This window comes from Microbacterium terrisoli (assembly GCF_030866805.1).
Lineage (GTDB): Bacteria > Actinomycetota > Actinomycetes > Actinomycetales > Microbacteriaceae > Microbacterium > Microbacterium terrisoli.
Genome location: NZ_CP133019.1, coordinates 66,121 through 86,415, shown reverse-complemented (window position 1 = coordinate 86,415; position 20,295 = coordinate 66,121). Strand labels below are relative to the sequence as shown.

13 protein-coding genes are annotated in these 20,295 nt (G+C 67.3%); 6 read left to right on the top strand and 7 right to left on the bottom strand.

Translation table 11 applies throughout. The features are described from left to right. Window positions 1–49: 49 nt before the first annotated feature. From purL to QU603_RS00370, 3 genes are all read left to right on the top strand, one after another. Complete coding sequence (gene purL / locus QU603_RS00380) at window positions 50–2,368, top strand: phosphoribosylformylglycinamidine synthase subunit PurL (protein ID WP_308492516.1); 2,319 nt, start codon at window positions 50–52, stop codon at window positions 2,366–2,368. Between the two features lie 9 nt (window positions 2,369–2,377). After that, window positions 2,378–2,512, top strand: a complete 135-nt coding sequence (locus tag QU603_RS00375) for a hypothetical protein (RefSeq protein WP_308492515.1) — start codon at window positions 2,378–2,380, stop codon at window positions 2,510–2,512. A 72-nt stretch (window positions 2,513–2,584) separates the two neighbouring features. Next, a complete protein-coding gene (locus QU603_RS00370) occupies window positions 2,585–3,403 on the top strand; it encodes a hypothetical protein (RefSeq protein ID WP_308492514.1) in 819 nt (272 codons plus the stop codon). A gap of 87 nt (window positions 3,404–3,490) precedes the next feature. Here the strand turns inward: QU603_RS00370 and QU603_RS00365 are convergent, their stop codons facing one another. The 4 genes from QU603_RS00365 to QU603_RS00350 form a co-directional block, all read right to left on the bottom strand. After that, entirely contained in the window at window positions 3,491–4,402 is a 912-nt protein-coding gene (locus QU603_RS00365) for a glycine betaine ABC transporter substrate-binding protein (RefSeq protein ID WP_308492513.1), read from the bottom strand. Window positions 4,403–4,517: 115 nt separating this feature from the next. Further along, window positions 4,518–5,465, bottom strand: coding sequence for an ABC transporter permease (locus QU603_RS00360; RefSeq protein ID WP_308492512.1), 948 nt, complete (start codon window positions 5,463–5,465; stop codon window positions 4,518–4,520). Then, window positions 5,465–6,787 carry a quaternary amine ABC transporter ATP-binding protein gene (locus QU603_RS00355; protein ID WP_370655318.1) on the bottom strand — a complete coding sequence of 441 codons (1,323 nt, stop codon included), beginning with the start codon at window positions 6,785–6,787 and terminating at the stop codon, window positions 5,465–5,467. The genes QU603_RS00360 and QU603_RS00355 overlap by 1 nt, the downstream gene beginning before the upstream one ends. Window positions 6,788–7,244: 457 nt before the next feature. After that, window positions 7,245–7,544, bottom strand: a complete 300-nt coding sequence (locus QU603_RS00350; protein WP_308492510.1) for a chorismate mutase — start codon at window positions 7,542–7,544, stop codon at window positions 7,245–7,247. Window positions 7,545–7,678: 134 nt separating this feature from the next. Here QU603_RS00350 and QU603_RS00345 point away from each other — a divergent pair, with 134 nt between their 5' ends. Beyond that, complete coding sequence (locus tag QU603_RS00345; RefSeq protein ID WP_370655317.1) at window positions 7,679–8,836, top strand: AI-2E family transporter; 1,158 nt, start codon at window positions 7,679–7,681, stop codon at window positions 8,834–8,836. A gap of 55 nt (window positions 8,837–8,891) precedes the next feature. On the opposite strand, the gene QU603_RS00340 is transcribed toward QU603_RS00345, so the two are convergent. Both QU603_RS00340 and QU603_RS00335 read right to left on the bottom strand, forming a co-directional pair. Then, window positions 8,892–10,139 (bottom strand): lactonase family protein, encoded by a 1,248-nt coding sequence (locus tag QU603_RS00340; RefSeq protein ID WP_308492508.1) that lies wholly within the window; start codon window positions 10,137–10,139, stop codon window positions 8,892–8,894. 3 nt (window positions 10,140–10,142) lie between these two features. Beyond that, on the bottom strand, window positions 10,143–11,426 hold the full coding sequence (locus tag QU603_RS00335) for an adenylosuccinate synthase (RefSeq protein ID WP_308492507.1): 1,284 nt from the start codon (window positions 11,424–11,426) through the stop codon (window positions 10,143–10,145). 121 nt (window positions 11,427–11,547) lie between these two features. Between QU603_RS00335 and argG the strand changes: the two genes are divergently transcribed. Continuing rightward, window positions 11,548–12,978 (top strand): argininosuccinate synthase, encoded by a 1,431-nt coding sequence (argG, locus tag QU603_RS00330; RefSeq protein WP_308492506.1) that lies wholly within the window; start codon window positions 11,548–11,550, stop codon window positions 12,976–12,978. Window positions 12,979–13,052: 74 nt separating this feature from the next. Here argG and QU603_RS00325 read toward each other — a convergent pair whose 3' ends face one another. Further along, window positions 13,053–17,126 (bottom strand): IPT/TIG domain-containing protein, encoded by a 4,074-nt coding sequence (locus QU603_RS00325; RefSeq protein ID WP_308492505.1) that lies wholly within the window; start codon window positions 17,124–17,126, stop codon window positions 13,053–13,055. Window positions 17,127–17,639: 513 nt separating this feature from the next. Here QU603_RS00325 and QU603_RS00320 point away from each other — a divergent pair. Next, the gene (locus tag QU603_RS00320) at window positions 17,640–20,264 is read left to right on the top strand and encodes a penicillin acylase family protein (RefSeq protein WP_308492504.1); all 2,625 of its coding nucleotides are present in this window, start codon (window positions 17,640–17,642) and stop codon (window positions 20,262–20,264) included. The last annotated feature ends 31 nt before the right edge of the window (window positions 20,265–20,295 follow it).

The following is a 20,295-nucleotide window of genomic DNA, read 5'->3' as shown; positions in this document are numbered from 1 at the left end:
CGTCCGGCGCCCGCGATCTCTCGCGGCACGAACCATGGAGCTCAGCCGTATGACCATCCCCACCCAGGCATCCGCCGACACCGTCGACAACGCGAAGGCGACCCCTGAGCGCGAGCAGCCGTTCGCCGCCCTCGGCCTGAAGCCCGACGAGTACGCACAGATCAGGCAGATCCTCGGTCGGCGCCCCACCAGCGGCGAGCTGGCGATGTACTCCGTCATGTGGAGCGAGCACTGCTCCTACAAGTCGAGCAAGATCTATCTGCGCCGCTTCGGCCAGAAGGTCACCGACGAGATGAAGACCCGCCTCATGGTGGGCATGGGCCAGAACGCCGGCGTCGTCGACATCGGCGAGGGCTGGGCTGTCACCTTCAAGGTCGAGAGCCACAACCACCCCAGCTACATCGAGCCCTTCCAAGGCGCGGCCACGGGTGTCGGCGGAATCGTGCGCGACATCATCTCGATGGGCGCACGCCCTGTCGCCGTCATGGACCAGCTGCGCTTCGGCGCCATCGACAACCCCGACACCGCGCGCGTCGTGCACGGTGTGGTCGGCGGCATCTCGTTCTACGGCAACTGCCTGGGCCTGCCCAACATCGGCGGCGAGACGGTGTTCGACGCGGTGTACCAAGGCAACCCGCTCGTGAACGCGCTCGCGGTGGGAGTGCTGCGGCACGAAGACCTCAAGCTCGCCAACGCGAGCGGAACCGGCAACAAGGTCGTGCTGTTCGGCGCCCGAACCGGCGGCGACGGCATCGGCGGGGCATCCATTCTCGCATCCGACACGTTCTCGTCGGGCGGCCCGACCAAGCGCCCCGCGGTGCAGGTGGGCGACCCGTTCGCCGAGAAGGTGCTCATCGAATGCTGCCTCGAGCTGTACCGCGACGAGCTCGTCGAGGCGATCCAGGACCTCGGGGCCGCCGGCATCTCGTGCGCGACCAGCGAACTGGCCGCCAACGGCGGATCGGGCATGCGCGTCGACCTCGAGAACGTGCTGCTGCGCGACCCGACCCTCACGCCCGAAGAGATCCTGATGAGCGAGAGCCAGGAGCGCATGATGGCCGTCGTCGCTCCCGACAAGCTCGACGCGTTCCTCGCCGTCACCGGCAAGTGGGATGTCGAAGCCAGCGTGCTCGGCGACGTCACCGGCGACGGACGTCTGCAGATCTTCTGGCACGGCGAGCAGATCGTCGACGTCGACCCTTCGACCGTGGCCGTCGACGGTCCGGTGTACGAGCGCCCGGTCGCCTACCCGACCTGGCTCGACGCGCTGCAGCAGGACGCGGCATCCGCCCTCGATCGCCCGAGCGACCCCGACGCGCTGCGCGACCAGTTCATGCGGGTGATCTCCAGCCCCAACCAGGCCGACGTGTCGTGGATCACGAACCAGTACGACTATTACGTGGGCGGCAACACGGCACTGGCGTTCCCCGACAACGCGGGCATGCTGCGAGTGGACGAGAACAGCGGCCTGGGCTTCGCCATCGCGACCGACGCGAACGGACGCTACTGCCAGCTCGACCCCTACCAGGGCGCGCAGCTCGCCCTGGCCGAGGCGTATCGCAACGTCGCCGTGAGCGGTGCGGTGCCGGCCGCGGTCACCGACTGCCTGAACTTCGGCAGCCCTGAGAACCCTGAGGTCATGTGGCAGTTCTCGCAGGCAGTGGACGGCATCGCCGACGGATGCCTCGAGCTGGCCATCCCCGTCACCGGCGGCAACGTCAGCTTCTACAACCAGACCGGTGACGTGCCGATCCATCCGACGCCGGTCGTCGGCGTGATGGGCATCATCGAGGACGTCGCGCACCGCATTCCCAGCGGGTGGCAGGACTCCGGCCAGAACATCTACCTGCTGGGCGTGACCGCCACCGAACTGAGCGGATCGGCCTGGGCCGCCACCGTGCACGGCCACCTCGGCGGGCTTCCGCCGGCCGTCGACCTCGCCGCCGAGAAGCGGTTGGCAGGGCTCATCCACGCGGCGAACGACCAGAACCTCATCTCCAGCGCCCATGACCTGTCAGAGGGCGGGCTCGCCCAGACCCTCACCGACGGCGTGCGGCGGTTCGGCGTGGGTGCGCGCGTGTGGCTCGACGAGATCATCGACCGCGATGGGGTGGATGCCGCATCCGCCCTCTTCTCAGAGACCACAGCGCGTGCGATCGTGACGGTCCCCCGCGAAGACGACGTCAAGTTCCGCGGGCTGTGCGAGGGCCGCGGCTACCCGGTGCTGCGCATCGGTGTGACCGACGAATCGGGTGCGAGCGCGGCACTCGAGGTGCAGGGCCTGTTCACCGTTCCGATCGGGGAACTCAACGAGCGCACCGAGGCAACACTGCCCGCGGTGTTCGGCCCGACGATCGCCGGCGCCTAGAATCGTGGCATGTCCCACGACGACGACTACAGCGCATACAGCGAGCGCCGCCAGCACCGCATCAAGGTGATCGCGTGGGTGGTCATCATCTCGTTGATCCTCGTTGCGGGCGGAGCCACGGTCCTCGCACTGCTGTTCGGCTGAGACGGCAGCCCCTGTCTGTGCCCCTACTGTGACACTCGGGGTGCGGCGGTCGCCCATGGGTACGATGACAGGATGCACGACTTCTGGAACTTCGCGGGCAGCTACTGGTGGCTGGTCTTCCCGTTGATGGGAGTCGCCGGTGGATTCGCCAGGTCATGGGAGCGCAACTCTCGGCTGCGCCACCAGCGGCGCCTCGAAGTCATGCATGCGAAGGCCGAGATCCGCACCGCCGAAGCCGAAGCACGCGCGGTGCAGCGTGGACGCGGCGCACCGCGAATCGCGGCATCCGCCGCGTCCGCCGACGACGTCCCACGCGCGCCGACGCCGCAGGAGCAGCTGCAGAAGCTGTTCGACGCGCAGGATGCCGTCACCAAACGCTGGCTGGAATACGAGCTCGACGTCGCCAAGCTCATCGCCTTTCCCGCCATGAGCGACGGGCGGCAGCCGCTGACGGCGGCGTTCCTTCGCGCAAAGAAGGTCGCAGACCGGCTGCGGCCGGTCTCGCCCAAAGTCAAGCTGACGAAGGAGCAGTTGGACGAATACCGCAACGCCGTGACCGACTACGAGGTCGCGTTCGACGTCGCGGAACGCGATGCCCGTCGGATCCGCGATTCATCTTTCACCGAGAGCGAGCGCAAGCGGCTCGACACGGCCAAGCAGCTGCTGACGGTCGCCATCGACGAGGCGGCAACGCCCGCTGAGCGCCAGGTGGCGTACAAGAGAGTGCGTGAAGAGCTCGATGGGCTCATCTCGCTGTCGGACGGTGCGGTCGAAGTGCTCGAGAAGAAGGTCGCCCTGCAGCTGCCGGCCACCGCGCACGGCGATGCCGCGCGCGGACCCGTCGCCGAACCCGTGCGGCTGCGTCCGCCGGATGCTGCATCCGGTCGTTGAGTGAGCGAAGCGAGTCGAAACGAGACATTCACGCTCGTTTCGACTCGCTCGCCGCGGTCCATCGCTCAACGAGCGACGGGCAGCGCGTCAGCTCGTGAGTGAGTCCACGTAATCCTGGTTCTCCGACATCCACTTCTTGACGATGTCGGGGAACTCGCTCTGCTTGTGGTCCTCCCGGAACATCGCGTTCTCGAGCGAGAACAGCAGGTCCGAGTCCATCTTGAACGCCGTGAACCACTTGTTGACCTCGGCGAAGTCATCGGCGAAGCCGGTGCGCGTGACGGTGTGGATCGACTCCGCAGCCCCCAGGGCGCCCTTCGGGTCCTTCAGGTCTTTGATGGCATACGCGTCGTAGGCCCAGTGCGGGCGCCACAGGGTGACGACGATGTTCTCATCGGCATCCAGTGCCTTCTTCAGTTCGGCGAGCATGGCCGGAGTCGACGAGGTGATGAACTCCATCTTGTCCAGGCCGTACTCCGGGATGACCTTCTTCTCCATCGCCTCGGTCAGGCCCGCACCGGGCTCGATGCCCACGATGCGGTTGCCGAACTTGTCGGCATTGGCCGCGAGCTGATCGATCGAATCGATCGGCGCGTCCGCGTTGACCGCGAGCGTGAGCTTCGCGTCGTCATTCCACGAGCCGACGTCGACGAGGTCCTTGCCGTACTTGTCGAAATAGCTCTTGTGTGTCGTGGGCAGCCAGCCGTCGAACGCGACATCGAAGTCGCCCTTGGCCAGACCCGCGAACACGGGACCCGCGTCGGCGTACTCGAGTTCGACGTCGTAGCCCTTCTCATCCAGGACCTGCTGCCACAGATACGAAGCCGCCTCGCCCTCGGGCCAGCCGTTGAACACTCCGACGGTGATCTTCTTGTCCTGCGAGCTGCCGCCGTCGCCGCCGTCGCCGGCGCTGTCGCCGGTGCCGCTGGCGCAGCCCACAAGGGCGACGCTTGCGGCGAGCCCCATCGCGAGGGCCCCGAACAGTGTGCGCTTCTTCATGTGATTGATTCCTTTCCTCCCGTGTGCTGTGGCACGGGCGTTGGGGAGACCCGCGGGGTACCGCGGGTGCCTGTCTCGGCGCTCAGGGCGCCGAAGTCTGGATGCCGCGGACCCGTCAGGCGTTGACGGGGCGCTGATCGGCAGCTGCGTCGACCGTGCTGTCGACGTGCGCCGTACTGTCGGCCTTGCCGACCTCATCACTTGAGGTGGGCGACGCCGCACGTCGGCGCGGCCCGCGCGCCGCCCCGAATCCGCTGGTGACCCGGTCGAGGATCATCGCGATGATCACCACCGCCAAGCCCGCCTCGAACCCGAGCGAGATGTCGGTGCGGCTCAGTGCCTGGATGATGTCCTTGCCCAGGCCGGGAGCGCCGACCATGCTGGCGATGACGGCCATCGAGAGGGCGAGCATGATGATCTGGTTGACACCGGCCATGATCGACGGCATCGCCAGCGGCAGCTGGATCTGGCGCAGGATGCGCCCCGGCGTGGCGCCGAACGCGTTGCCCGCCTCGACCACCTCTTTGTCCACGCCGCGAATGCCCAGTTCGGTCAGGCGCACACCGGGTGCGACCGCGAACAGGATCGTGGCCACCATTCCGGGAACGACCCCGATGCCGAACAGGAAGATCGCAGGGATCAGGTACACGAATGCCGGCATCGTCTGCAAGAAGTCGAGGATCGGGCGAACGACCTTGGAGACCGTCTGCGAGCGGGCGGCCCAGATGCCGACGGGAATCGCGATCACGACCGCGATGAGCACCGCGACGATGGTCAGCGCGAGCGTCTGCATCGCGTTCTCCCACTGATCGACCGAGACGATCACGAGCAGCCCGATCACCGTGCCGACCGCGAGCTGCCACCCTCTGGCCAGCCAGGCGATCGCAGCGATCACGATGATGACGACCCAGAACGGCGGCGTCGTGAACAGCCACTCGGCGCCGTCGTACAGGCCGCCGAAGATCGTCGAGATCACGTCGAAGAAGCCGCCGAACACGTCGATGACCCAGGTGATGAAGGCCTCGACGATGTCACCGAGCGGAAGACGGATGAGGTCGCTCATCACCGCACGCTCCCTTCGGCCGCGGCCAGGGCGTCCGGGGCGAGCTCCGTGATCTCCCGAGCGAGTTGGAGGGCCGTCGCCGGCACGATCGAGACCGGCTGGGTCGTCGCCGGCACGTTGCCCAGCGCCGCCAGCAGAGTGATGCGCGGCACGACCCCGATCAGACGCCCTTCGTCTCCCACCACGGGAAGCGAGACAGGGCTGCCGACGGCGTGCTCGACCACGCTGGAGAGCAGATCATCCGCGGCAAGTCGGCGCACGCTGCGGTCGGCGATCGCGCGCAGGTCGGCGGTTCCGGACTTGACCGCCCGGATCACGGCACGATCGGTGACCACGCCCAGCAGCCGACGGTTCTCGACGACGAACACCTCGCCGATCTGCTCTTCGCGCATGACGCGCAGCGCACCGCGGATACCGGCCGAGACCGGCACCGACAGCGGGCGCTCCATGACTGCCGCGACGGTGAGCACACGTGCGCGATCGACATCCTGCACGAACTGTGCGACATAGTCGTTGGCCGGGTCGGTGAGGATCTCTTCGGGTGTGCCGTTCTGCACGATGCGCCCGTCGCGCATGACCGCGATCCGGTCGCCGAGGAACATCGCCTCGTTCAGATCGTGCGTGATGAAGATGATCGTGCGCCCCAGCTCCTGCTGCAGCTCGACCAGCTGCTCCTGCAGCTCACGCCGGATCAGCGGGTCCAGTGCCGAGAACGCTTCATCCATGAGCAGGATGTCGGTGCCCGCCGCAAGACCGCGTGCAAGGCCGACCCGCTGCTTCATGCCGCCGGAGAGCTCATCGGGCATGGCGTCGACGCGGTCGCCCAGACCTACCTTCTCGAGGATCTCGCGGGCGCGCTCCCGACGCTCGGCCCTGCCGACGCCCTGGATCTCGAGGCCGTACGCGGCGTTGTCGATCACCGAGCGATGGGGCAGCAGTGCGAAGTGCTGGAACACCATCGACATCGACGTGCGGCGGATGCGGCGCAGCTCGGCGGCGTTGGCGGTCGTGACGTTCTCACCCTTGACGAGCACTTCGCCAGAACTCGGCTGCAGAAGCCCGTTGAGCATGCGGATGATCGTGGACTTGCCCGAGCCCGACAGGCCCATGATCACGAAGATCTCGCCGGGCTGGACGGTGAAGCTCGCATCGATCACCGCGGCGGTACCGGCATCCCGCACATCAGCGCGGGTCTGCCCGGCCTTCAATCGACGAACGGCGTCTTTGGGACTGCGCCCGAAGACTTTGAACAGGTTCTTCGCCTCGACGGCGGGTGGGATGGTCACTTTTGCTTGGCCTCGGCAGCCTTGACGGGGCTGCATTGGTTACGCCCGGGTGACGATCTTCACGACACGCGCTCGGCCCACGTCATCGGAGTACCGGAGGTCGTGCCATGGCGACGCACATCGGGTTCGTCGTCCAGACCGCCGACCATACGCCCACGTCGAACCCGCCCCAGGGGCAGCCGACGAGGTCGCGGACTGGTCGTCGGGGCCGTGTGCACACGCGTGGCACGCACAAGCCCTTCTATTGACGTTACGTGAGTCGGTAGAAGGACGCAACCCGAGCAGGATTCGGCATTCACCCGAAAATCGGAGCCTTGACATCCGTCGACAAGGGAGTGCTGTACAAGCGTCGCGGCATCGGCATGTTCGTCGCGCCCCGGCGCCCGTGGGATTGTCGCTGTGGATGCTGGTGGCGATCGTCGTTCTGGGCGTCGCCGCGTTCGGCATGCTGCGCCGGCTCGTGCCCTGAGTGCGTGCGCTGCTGGGCGCGCGCTCAGGCGTCTTCGGCGGCCGCTTCGTGGTGGCGGATGACCTCTGCCACCACGAACGCGAACCACTTGTGCGCGAACTCCGGGTCCAATTCGGCCTCTTCTGCCAATCGCCGCAGACGGGCGACCTGCTGCTCTTCGCGCGCCGGGTCCGACGGCGGCATGGAGTGTTCGGCCTTCAGCCGCCCCACCTGTTTGGTGCACTTGAACCGCTCGGCAAGCAGATAGATCAGCGACGCGTCGATGTTGTCGATGCTTCCGCGAAGACGGCGCAGCGTCACCATCGGGTCTTCGACGTCGGTCATGCCATCCTCCCCGCGTCCGTCACAGTGCGTACCGACACTACCTCGCCACCGCTTCTCAGCGCCGTTCATGACGATGCCGCCGGAACCGCGGCATCCTCCCCCGCGACGTCGCGACGCACCAATAGAGTGTGACCATGACCGACGCAGCCCAGCCCGCCGACGATGCTGTCGCTGCGGCGCCCACCGGCCCGGCAAATGACGAGATCGCCGCCGAGTCGGGGGAGGCGCCGCCCTCGCGCACGTTCTGGGCGAGTTTGAACCACCCGTTCGGCGTGGGGTTCTTCTTCACGGTGGGCGCACTGGTGGCGGCCCTCCTGGGGCTCGCCGTCTCGAACCTGTCGACGGTGATCATCTACGTGGTCTTCGCGCTGTTCTTCGCGCTCGGGCTCGATCCGCTCGTGCGAATGCTCGAGCGTCATAGCGTCACGCGCGCGTGGAGCATCGTGATCGTCTACACGGGGTTCGCCGTCATCATCGTGGGCGTGCTGTGGCTGATCATCCCGACAGTGATCTCGCAGGTCACGAAGTTCATCAAAGACATCCCGAGCCTCGTCACGAACTTCCAGGCATCCGACTTCTACGCATGGCTGCAGAACTCTTTCGGCGACCAGGTGGGTTCCATCGTCCAGCAGATTCAGAAGTTCTTGACCGACCCCGGCAACATCGCCGCAATCGGCGGCGGCGTCGTGCAGGTGGGCGTGACGATCGGCACCACGATCTCGGGGATCATCATCATCCTCGTCCTGAGCCTGTACTTCCTCTCCTCGCTGCCGGCGATGAAGCACTCGTTCACGCGGCTGGCCCCGGCCCGCAGCCGCGCCCAGGTCTCGTCGCTGACCGAGCAGATCACGACCTCGATCGGCAGCTACCTCGGCGGCATGGTCGTGCTGGCGCTCTTCAACTCGATCGTCACGTTCATCCTGTACACCGTGCTCGGGCTGCCGTTCCCGCTGCTGCTGGCGGTCGTGGCGTTCCTGATCACACTGATCCCACTCGTCGGTTCGGTGCTGTTCTGGTTCATCGGCACGATCATCGCGCTGTTCTCGAGCCCGATCGCTGCGCTGATCTTCGCGATCGTCTACCTGATCTATATGCAGATCGAGGCATATGTGCTCACTCCGCGCGTGATGAACAAGGCGGTCTCGGTGCCGGGATCGCTGGTCGTGATCGGAGCCCTCGTGGGCGGCACCCTGCTCGGACTGCTCGGCGCGCTGGTGGCCATCCCCGTCACCGCTTCGGTGCTGCTGATCATCAAACAGGTCGTGATTCCGAAGCAGGACGCGAAGCAGTAGCCGCAGGCCCGCGTTCGGGCGGCTCGGCACGCGGCCGGCTCGGCGAGCGGGCGGCTCAGCGGACGGGCAGCAGGCAGGTGGGCGAGGGCACGGCGGTGCGATGCCGAACCGGGCCGGGCACTCCGGTGCGCTCGTCGAGTCCGAGCGAGGCGACCTCGTTCGACAGCTGACCGGCCACCAGGAGCGTGTCGCGCTCGATGAGGTGGTGTCGCGGCCAGTCCACTCCCGTCTCGGCGATCGCGACCGGCTGCAGCTGCGACCCGTCGCCGCGCACGCGCAGGGTCGCTATCGTGTTCGACCCGCGCACGCCGGCATAGAGGAACGTGCCGTCACGGGATGTCGCGAGCTCGGCCGCAGCATCCCCGTCGAGAAGTCCGGGGCCCAGCGACGAGCCGGCGACCACGCGCCAGGCGCCGGACGTGTCGGCGGCGAGCGCGAACACCTCGAGCGACAGCTCGGTCACGACGTACAGGTGCCCGCTCGGGTGCCAGCGCATGTGGCGCGGGCCGCTGCCCCGCGGGAGCACGACCTGCCCTGCCGCGCGCAGACCCTTCGGCCCTCGGCGCCAGAACCGCACGAGATCCAGCCCCATGTCGGTCGTGGCCACCACTCCGCCCGGCAGGTACACGGTCTGGTGGCTGCGCGAGACCCGCTCGGCCGCGGCATCCTGCCCCGTGGTCTCCGACCCGCGACCTCCCGCCCCACTCTCCGACCCGCGTTCCGACCCGCGAGAGAACATCTGGCCGGCGAGAGTATGGGGTTCCCCCGCGCTCTCGTCCGCCCGCTGTTCTCTCGCGGCCGGGGACAGGTCGACGACGGTGCCCGAGAACGGGTCGACGTCGGCGAACGGGTCGACGTCAGCGAACGGGTCGACGTCGGCGTAGGGATCGACGGCAGTGGGCGCGAGGGTGGGCGACGACGGGCGGCCCGTGGCATCCAGTGCCATTCGCACGATGCGACCGTCGCCCCAGCACGACGCGATCAGCGACGCCCCGTCGGGAGCGACCGCCACATGGCAGGCGAGCTCTCCCGCGGCGACGGGCGCGCCGAGCGGAACGAAGGATGCCTCGCCCGTCTGCGCGAACGCCTGAACCGCGCCGTCGCCCTCGAGCGCGGCGTACAGCACGTCCAAGGTCGGGTGGGCCGCGACCCACGAGGGCGACCCGCCGGTTGCCGCGGCATCCCCCGCGAACCCGAGCGGTCCGCCTGCGAGCACGTCGTCGGACGCACCGGCGAGCAGGATGCCGATGCCTGTCGCCGCGCCCTTCATGTCGGCGGTGTAGCCGCCTGTGTAGAAGCGCATGCCTCAGGCGAGGTCGTGACGCACGACGACCGCGTCACGGGCGGCGCCCACGCCGATCACCGAGATGCGGGTGTTGCTCATCGCCTCCAGCGCGAGCACGTAGTCCTGTGCGGCCTGCGGCAGGTCTTCGAACGAGCGCGCGCCCGAGATGTCGTCGCTCCAGCCGGGCAGGTATTCGTAGATCGGGGTCGCGTGGTGGAAGTCGGTCTGGTTCACCGGCACCTCGTCGAACCGCGTACCGTCCACGTCGTACGCGACGCACACCGGGATCTGCTCGCGCCCGGTGAGGATGTCGAGCTTGGTGAGCACGAGGTCGGTGATGCCGTTGATACGCGTCGCGTAGCGAGTCACAGGCGCGTCGTACCAGCCGACGCGGCGCGGGCGCCCCGTGGTGGTGCCGAATTCGAATCCGCGGGAGCGCAGCCAGTCTCCGGACTCATCGAACAGCTCGGTCGGGAACGGACCCGAACCCACCCGGGTCGTGTACGCCTTGACGATCCCGACGATGCGATCCAGCCGCCGCGGACCCACGCCGGAGCCGGTGGCCGCCCCGCCGGCAGTCGCCGACGACGAGGTCACGAACGGATACGTGCCGTGGTCGATGTCGAGCATCGTGGCCTGCCCGCCCTCGAACACGACGACGTCACCGGCATCCAGCGCGTCGTTCAGCAGCAGTGCGGTGTCGTCGACCATCGGCCGCAGCCGGTCGGCGTACGAGAGCAGGTCTTCGAGCACCTCGTCGCACGTGATCGCGCGCCTGTTGAACACCTTGACCAGCAGGTGGTTCTTCTGGTCGAGCGCGCCCTCGATCTTCTGGCGCAGGATGTTCTCGTCGAACAGATCCTGTACGCGGATGCCGACGCGGTTGATCTTGTCGGCGTACGTCGGGCCGATGCCGCGGCCGGTCGTGCCGATCTGTCGCTTGCCCAGGAACCGCTCGGTGACCTTGTCGAGCGTGCGGTGGTACTGCGTGATGATGTGCGCGTTGGCGCTGATCTTCAGCCGCGAGACATCCACGCCGCGCGCCGAGAGCGCTTCGAGTTCACCGAACAGCACCTCGAGGTCGATGACGACGCCGTTGCCGATCACCGGGATGACCCCGGGGCTCAGGATGCCGCTGGGCAGTAGGTGCAGCGCGTACTTTTCTTCACCCACGACCACTGTGTGGCCCGCGTTGTTGCCGCCGTTGAACTTCACGACCCAGTCGGTGCGATCGCCGAGCAGATCAGTGGCCTTGCCCTTGCCCTCATCGCCCCACTGGACTCCGACAATGACGATTCCTGGCATGAGAGGACCCCCGGGTTGTGTGCGAACGGGTTACGCCCCATCTTATCGGGCGCAGGGCTCACTCTTCGAGGCGGTGTGACACGGAATAGCCGCCGACACGCCCGCCGATAGACTTGATCGCATGTCGAAGGTCCTTCAGTCACTGCCCGTCGGCGAGCGCGTCGGCATCGCCTTCTCGGGGGGCCTTGACACCTCCGTGGCTGTCGCGTGGATGCGCGACAAGGGCGCCATCCCCTGCACCTACACCGGCGATCTCGGTCAGCCCGACGAGACCGACATCGACGCCATCCCGGGTCGTGCGCTCGAGTACGGCGCTGAGCTTTCCCGCCTTGTGGACTGCAAGCGTGCACTCGTCGAAGAAGGCTTCGGCGCGCTGGCCTGCGGTGCGTTCCACATCCGTTCGGGCGGACGCACCTATTTCAATACGACGCCGATCGGGCGCGCGGTCACCGGCACACTGCTCGTGCGCGCCATGAAGGAAGACGACGTCGACATCTGGGGCGACGGGTCGACCTACAAGGGCAACGACATCGAGCGGTTCTACCGCTACGGTCTGCTGGCCAATCCTGCGCTGCGCATCTACAAGCCGTGGCTCGATCCCGACTTCGTCGGAGAGCTGGGCGGCCGCCAGGAGATGAGTGAGTGGCTCGTCGAGCATGGCTTTCCGTACCGTGATTCGGCCGAGAAGGCCTATTCGACCGACGCAAACATCTGGGGCGCAACCCACGAGGCGAAGACGCTCGAGCATCTGGACGTGTCGCTGGAAACCGTCGATCCGATCATGGGCGTGCGCTTCTGGGACCCGGCCGTCGAGATCGCCGCAGAAGACATCACCGTCGAGTTCCTCGAGGGCCGCCCGGTGGCGCTGAACGGCCAGGACTTCGACGACCCGGTGGCACTCGTGCTCGAGGCGAACCGCATCGGGGGGCGCCATGGACTGGGCATGAGCGACCAGATCGAGAACCGCATCATCGAAGCCAAGTCGCGCGGCATCTATGAGGCGCCGGGCATGGCGCTGCTGTTCATCGCGTACGAACGCCTGGTCAACGGCATCCTTAACGAAGACACCCTGGCCACCTATCACGAGCAGGGGCGGCGCCTGGGGCGGCTGATGTACGAGGGGCGCTGGCTCGAGCCGCAGTCCCTCATGCTGCGCGAGTCGATTCAGAAGTGGGTGGGGTCGACGATCTCGGGCACCGTCTCGCTGCGACTGCGTCGCGGCGAGGACTACACGATCCTCGACACGACCGCGCCCTACCTCTCCTATGCACCCGAGAAGCTGTCGATGGAGCGCGTCGGTGACGCCGCGTTCGGCCCCGTCGACCGCATCGGCCAGCTCACCATGCGCAACCTCGACATCGCCGACTCGCGCGGTCGCCTTGAGCAGTACGCGGCCAAGGGCCTCATCGGCGGCTCGACCGGCGACCTGGTCGGACGCCTCGAGCAAGGTGCGGCCGACGAGATCTCTGAGGGCTCCGCCGCCACGCAAGAAGCCGTCGCCGCCGTCGACGAGGCCGTCGAGGGTGCGGCGTTCGACACCGGCACCGACTGAGCACTGCTGCCGGCTGCCGGCTCTGCAGACAGTGGAGCGGAGAGCGCGATATGTCGCGCTCTCCGCTCCTTCTCTCACCGGATGGAACTGCGCCTGCGGGCGATGATGAGCACCGCACCTGCCAGCGTCAACATCAGTGCGACCAGTCCGAGACCGCCCGCCACCCCCGCGTCACCACCGGTGACCGGCAGTGTCCCTCCGGCGTTCACGGAGCCGGTGCCCCCCGCACCGACCCCGCTGCCACCTGCGCCGCCGTTGCCGGAACCGCCGTTCCCCGGCGCGGTCGACGGGGCGACGTAGGTGAACGTGCCCGGGGCAGAGTCACCGTTCGGCAACTGCACCACCACATCCGCGGGACCAGCCGAACCCGCCGGCGTGGTCACCGTGATCACTCCGCCCGTCACCGAGAAGTCCGTGCCGGGCTCGCCGTCGAAGGTCACCCCGGTCGCGGCATCCAGCCCTGTTCCCGTGATCGTCACGACCGTGCCACCCGCCGTCGGACCCTGATCAGGATCGACTCCGGTGACGGCAGGAGCCGCAGGCGGGGCCACATACGTGAACGTACCCGGAGCAGAATCACCATTCGGCGACTGCACCACCACATCCACCGCGCCGGCTGCATGCGCAGGCGTGGTCACCGTGATGACACCAGCAACAACCGACAAGGCCGTTCCCGCCACACCATCAAAGGTCACCCCAGTCGCAGCATCCAAGCCCACGCCCGTGATCATCACGACCGTGCCACCCGCCGTCGGACCCTGATCGGGCACGATCGTCGAGATGGCAGGCGGCGCCACGAACGTGAACGTGCCCGGACCCGACGTCCCCCCGGGCGCCGTGACCGTCACATCCACAGGCCCGGCGGCGTGCGCCGGCGTAGTCGCCGTGATCTGCGTGTCACTGACCACCGTGAACGAACCGGCAGCAACACCACCGAAGTCCACAGCCGTCGCACCCGTGAAACCGGTGCCCGTGATCGTCACCGTCGTGCCACCCGCCGTTGGACCCTGATCTGGCGACAGGTCCGCGATGGTAGGAGCGGCAGGCGGCGCGACATACGTGAACGTGCCCGGGGCAGAATCACCGTTCGGCGACTGCACCACCACATCCACCGCGCCGGCTGCATGCGCAGGCGTGGTCACCGTGATGACACCAGCAACAACCGACAAGGCCGTTCCCGCCACACCATCAAAGGTCACCCCAGTCGCAGCATCCAAGCCCACGCCCGTGATCATCACGACCGTGCCACCCGCCGTCGGACCCTGATCGGGCACGATCGTCGAGATGGCAGGCGGGGCCACGAACGTGAACGTGCCCGGTCCCGACGTCCCCCCGGGCGCCGTGACCGTCACATCCACAGGCCCGGCGGCGTGCGCCGGCGTAGTCGCCGTGATCTGCGTGTCACTGACCACCGTGAACGTGGCAGCAGCATCCGTCCCGAACGCGACAGCAGTCGCACCCGTGAAACCGGTGCCCGTGATCGTCACGACCGTGCCACCGGCCGTCGGACCACTCGTCGGAGTCAACGACGAGATCACCGGAGCGGCAGGCGGCGCCACATACGTGAACGTGCCCGGAGCAGAATCACCATTCGGCGACTGCACCACCACATCCACCGCGCCGGCTGCATGCGCAGGCGTGGTCACTGTGATCTGCGTGTCACTGTCCACCGTGAACGACGTACCCGGCGCACCATCGAAGGTCACACCCGTCGCACCCGTGAAACCGGTGCCCGTGATCGTCACGACCGTGCCACCCGCCGTCGGACCACTCGTCGGAGTCAACGACGAGATCACCGGAGCGGCAGGCGGCGCCACATACGTGAACGTGCCCGGAGCAGAATCACCGTTCGGCGACTGCACCACCACATCCACCGCGCCGGCTGCATGCGCAGGCGTGGTCACCGTGATGACACCAGCAACAACCGACAAGGCCGTTCCCGCCACACCATCGAAGGTCACCCCGGTCGCAGCATCCAAGCCCACGCCCGTGATCATCACGACCGTGCCACCCGCCGTCGGACCCTGATCGGGCACGATCGTCGAGATGGCAGGCGGCGCCACGAACGTGAACGTACCCGGAGCAGAATCACCATTCGGCGACTGCACCACCACATCCGCAGGACCAGGCGAACCCGCCGGCGTGGTCACTGTGATCTGCGTGTCACTGTCCACCGTGAACGACGTACCCGGCGCACCATCGAAGGTCACACCCGTCGCACCCGTGAACCCGGTGCCCGTGACCGTCACCGTCGTGCCACCCGCCGTCGGACCCTGATCCGGCGACAGATCCGCGATGATAGGAGCAGCAGGCGGGGCCACGAACGTGAACGTGCCCGGTCCCGACGTCCCCCCGGGCGCCGTGACCGTCACATCCACAGGCCCGGCGGCGTGCGCCGGCGTAGTCGCCGTGACCTGCGTGTCACTGACCACCGTGAACGTGGCAGCAGCATCCGTCCCGAACGCGACAGCCGTCGCACCAGTAAACCCAGTGCCCGTGATCGTCACGACCGTGCCACCCGCCGTCGGACCACTCGTCGGAGTCAACGACGAGATCACCGGAGCGGCAGGCGGCGCCACGAACGTGAACGTGCCCGGTCCCGACGTCCCCCCGGGCGTCGTGACCGTCACATCCACAGGCCCGGCGGCATGCGCCGGCGTAGTCGCCGTGACCTGCGTGTCATTGACCACCGTGAACGTGGCAGCAGCACCACCGAAGTCCACAGCCGTCGCACCAGTAAACCCGGTGCCCGTGATCGTCACCGTCGTGCCACCCGCCGTCGGACCACTCGTCGGAGTCAACGATGAGATCACCGGGGTGGCCAGAAGAGCGTTCGGACCCACCGTCGCGTTCGCGACGTTCAGCTGAAGTGCGTTCGCCGCCGGAAGCACGGTCGCGCGCAACGCGGTCTCGGTGAACACGCCGCCGGACGTCGACTGATTGTTGGCCGTCAGCGTGACCACCGCATTCAGCACCGGTTTCAGCGCGGGAACCAGCGTGCTGGTCACGGGCGCGAGCACCGTCGTGCCCACCGCCCCGATCGCGGTGCCCACCGCCGTCAGTGGAGCATTCAGGGCCGCGACGATCCCGCTCTGGTCGAGGCCCCCCGGCAGTGGCACCGAGCCCAGCGACACACCCGTGAGATCGCCGTTGCGCAGAGCCGAGATCGTCGAGTCGATGGTCACGACATTCGCACCGAGAAGGCTCACCGATGCATTCACGGACAGCGCATCGGTCACCTGCGTCAGCTTCGTCTGCACGTTGGTCAGCAGCTCTTGTACGAGCCCGGTGATCCGGGTGCCGATCGCGTTGATGACCGTGTCGGTCAACAGATCGGTATTGGGCGCCAGGCCTTCGAGCGCGGTGATCTGCGCGAGATCGACCGACACTGTCCCCGTGGACAGGTCGATCGTCACGCCGGGGTAGGTCGGCGACGACAGGGTGCCGGTCAGAAGCGACGCCACCGCGGCGTTCAGGTCACTCGTCCCGACGCTCACGGTGGTCGTCAGCAGGCCCAGCGAATTCAGCAGGCCGCCGAGCGCGCCTGCGAGCGTGCCGCTCGACCCGGCGAGCCCGTCGACGACGTTCTGCACGTTCGCGACCTGCGTGTCGATGTCCGCGGTGAGATTGGCGAGCACTGGGCTGGTGAACGTGAGGTTCGCGTCCGCGATCCGATAGTCACCGGATGCCGCGGCGGGCGCAGTCTGGTTCGCGATGGCCGTGGTCGCCCCGATCATGAGATCGAGGTTCGCCAGCTGCGCCGCCTGCGTGGCCAGCGTGCCCGAGAGCGAGCTCACCGCCTGTGCAAGGTTGAGATGCAGTGGTCCCGGCGTCGGATCCCCCCCGGTCCCGATGCCGCCCGAGCCGGAGATCAGACCCGATGCGCCCGTGCTGCTCCCGTCCGAGCGCGCCTGTGCATACTGCGAGACGGCGCCGATGTCGCCGATCTGCAACGGCAGCTGGATGCCGCCGGGAACGTTGAGGGTGACAGTGCTGCCCAGCGCGCTCAGATTCAGCGGATTCGCCTGCGTCTGATCCGCGGTGCCGGTACTCGACGCCGACACGCCGCCGATCGCTGCGACCAGATCGGTGTCGAGGTCCAGGAGCGAACCGCTGAGATATCGGCCGGTGGCGTTCGACGTGCCCACGGAAGCAGCGTGGGCCGGCAGCGCCACAGCGCCTGCGAGCACCACCGCGGCGACGGCACCCAGTGCGATTGGCGGGACCAGGCCGCGCCGTCCGAGCGCGCGAGGTCGTGGACGGATGGTGCGAGCAGTCATCAACGGTCTCCTGGCGAATGTCTCCCCAGCAGACAGATAAATCCCCAGCGGGACCGATCCCCGTGATCGGTCACCGTTCGACCATCCCCCGACGGCCATGCGCGGGAGTCATCCCTCGACCCCCATGCGTTCATGAAGCAGAAGTCCTTGCTCATCCACCTCACGCTTGTGCTGGTTACGGTATCAGTACTGCGATCGAAATTGCGAGAGTCTTCTCATGAATCTTCCGACTCTGAAAGCGACGCGGACGAAGTCTGCCAGCTGACCGCCCCGGCCGCACACCGATCCCGAGCACGGTTCGGCTTCTTTTCGGTCGGGCGATACGATGCCAAGACGCCGGCGCTACCCGACAGCGCCGTTCCCCACACCGAAAGTGCTTCGATGTCGAAGAATCCCACCGGTCGCCATTCGACTGCGCCCGCGCACACCGTCCCCACGAGCACGGGCGAGGTCGCAACGAGCACCCGCACGATGTCCCGAGGCCGCAAGATCGGCATCACGCTGTTCAGTGTGCTGGCCGGACTGATCGTCATCGCACTGGTGGCAGCAGGATTCCTCGTCTATGTCGTGCAGCGATCGTTCCCCACCCTCGACGGCGCCGTCACAGCCAAGGGACTGCACAGCCAGGTGACTGTGCAGCGCGATGACCGCGGCATCCCGACCATCACCGCCGACGACACGCACGACCTCTTCTTCGCGCAGGGGTATGTGCACGCGCAGGACCGGTTCTTCGAGATGGACTTCCGCCGGCACGTGACCGCGGGTCGTCTGTCGGAGCTGTTCGGCGAGTCGCAGCTGGGCACCGACAAGTTCCTGCGCACGCTCGGGTGGCGCAAGGTCGCCGAGAAGGAGGTCGGGCTGCTCTCACCCGACGCCAAGGCGTACTACCAGGCGTATGCGGACGGCGTGAATGCCTACCTCGCCGACCACAAGGGTGCAGCACTGTCGGTCGAGTACGCGATCCTCGGTGTGCAGAACCCCGGCTACACGGTCGAGAAGTGGACGATCGCCGATTCGCTCGCGTGGCTGAAGGCGATGGCCTGGGACCTGCGGTCGAACCTGATCGAAGAGACCTCACGCGCACAGCTCGCCCAGAACTACTCGCAGCAGCAGATCAACGAGCTGTACCCGAAGTACCCGTTCGAGAAGAACCCGGTGATCGTGCCGACGCTGTCGACCGACGTGCCCACGGCGAAGTCACCGGCCCTGTCGGTCGACACCGCGTCATTGCAGTGGAAGAAGGTCGGCTCGGTGATCGAGGCCGCCAGCGCCCTGGTCGGCAACGTCGGTGAAGGCGTGGGGTCGAACTCGTGGGTCGTCTCGGGCGATCTGACCGAGAGCGGCAAGCCGCTGCTGGCCAACGACCCGCACCTCGGCGAGGCGATGCCGAGCATCTGGGTGCAGACCGACCTGAAGTGCCGCACGGTGTCGCAGGCCTGCCCGTTCGATGTGGCAGGCTTCGGGTTCTCGGGCGTTCCGGGTGTGATCATCGGGCACAACCAGAAGATCGCGTGGGGGTTCACGAACCTGACCAGCGACGTTGCCGACCTGTACCTCGAGCGCGTGCAGGGCGACAAGTACTGGCGCGACGGCAAGCTTGTCCCGCTGCAGGTGACGCACGAGACGATCGAGGTCGCCGGCGGCGACGACGTCGACCTCGAGATCCGGTCCACGAACAACGGGCCGATCATCTCCAGCACGAACGACGATGACGCATCGATCGCCGAAGACCCGTACGTCGGCACCGGCGGCACGGTCACGCCACCCGCGAACATGCCGCCCGGCGACACCGCCGTGGCATTGAAGTGGACGGCCCTGACGCCCGGCACGACGGCCGAGTCCATCTTCACGCTCGATCTCGCGCAGGACTTCGCCGGCTTCCGCGCCGCCGCACAGCAGTTCGACGTTCCGGCGCAGAACCTGATCTACGCCGATCAGGAGGGCAACATCGGCTACCAGTCGCCCGGAAAGCTGCCGATCCGCGGCGCCGGCGACGGGTCAATGCCGCAGCCGGGCTGGGACTCGAAATACGACTGGAAGGGCTTCATCCCGTTCGACAAGCTGCCGGTGTCGTACAACCCTGATTCCGGATACATCGTCACGGCCAACAACGCCGTCGTCGGGGCGGGTTACCCCTACTTCCTCACCAACGACTGGGATTACGGGTGGCGTGCTGCGCGCATCGGCGCCCTGATCAAGAGCACGTCGGTGTCGCACAAGCTGACCATCGACGACATGCGCGCGATCCAGGCCGACACCGACTTCTGGATCGGCAAGAAGCTCATCGCGGCCTACCAGGACCTCGCCGTCGACGACAAGGACGTGCAGGCCGCCCTCGACCTGTTCAAGATGTGGGACGGCCGCAACGACGTGAACTCGGCGGCGGCCGCCTATGCCAACGTCGTCTGGGACGAGTTGGCGCAGGACCTGTTCTCGCGGCGCGAGCACCCGGCGCCGGTGACCGGTCAGGGACGGCTGTTCCTCGTTGTGGACACGCTGCTCGGCCAGCCGGAATCGTCGTGGTGGACCAACGAGAAGATCGGCGTCAGCGATCAGCGGGCGATGCTCGTCAAGGCCGCCACCGACGCCTACCACCGGCTCGTGAAGCTCCAAGGCGACAACCTGGACCGATGGAGCTGGGGCGGCATCCACACGCTGACGCTCACCAATGCGACGTTCGGTTCGAGCGGCATCGCGCCGCTGGAATGGGCCTTCAACCGCGGCCCGTTCGCCGTCGGCGGCGGGTCGAGTGTGGTGGATGCCACGGGCTGGGTGATCGGCGAAGGCTTCGGCGTGAACACCCTGCCGTCGATGCGCATGGTGGTCGACCTGTCGGATCTGAACGCTTCGACCTGGACGAACCTCACCGGCCAGAGCGGCCACGCCTTCCACCCGAACTACAACGACCAGGTCGACGCCTGGCAGCACTTCGAGGGGTTGCCTTGGCCGTTCTCACCGAAGGCTGTGAAGGCCGCCGCAACCCACACCCTCGTACTCAATCCCTAGGGTGTCGGCGAATCAACAGGCCATCGCGTAT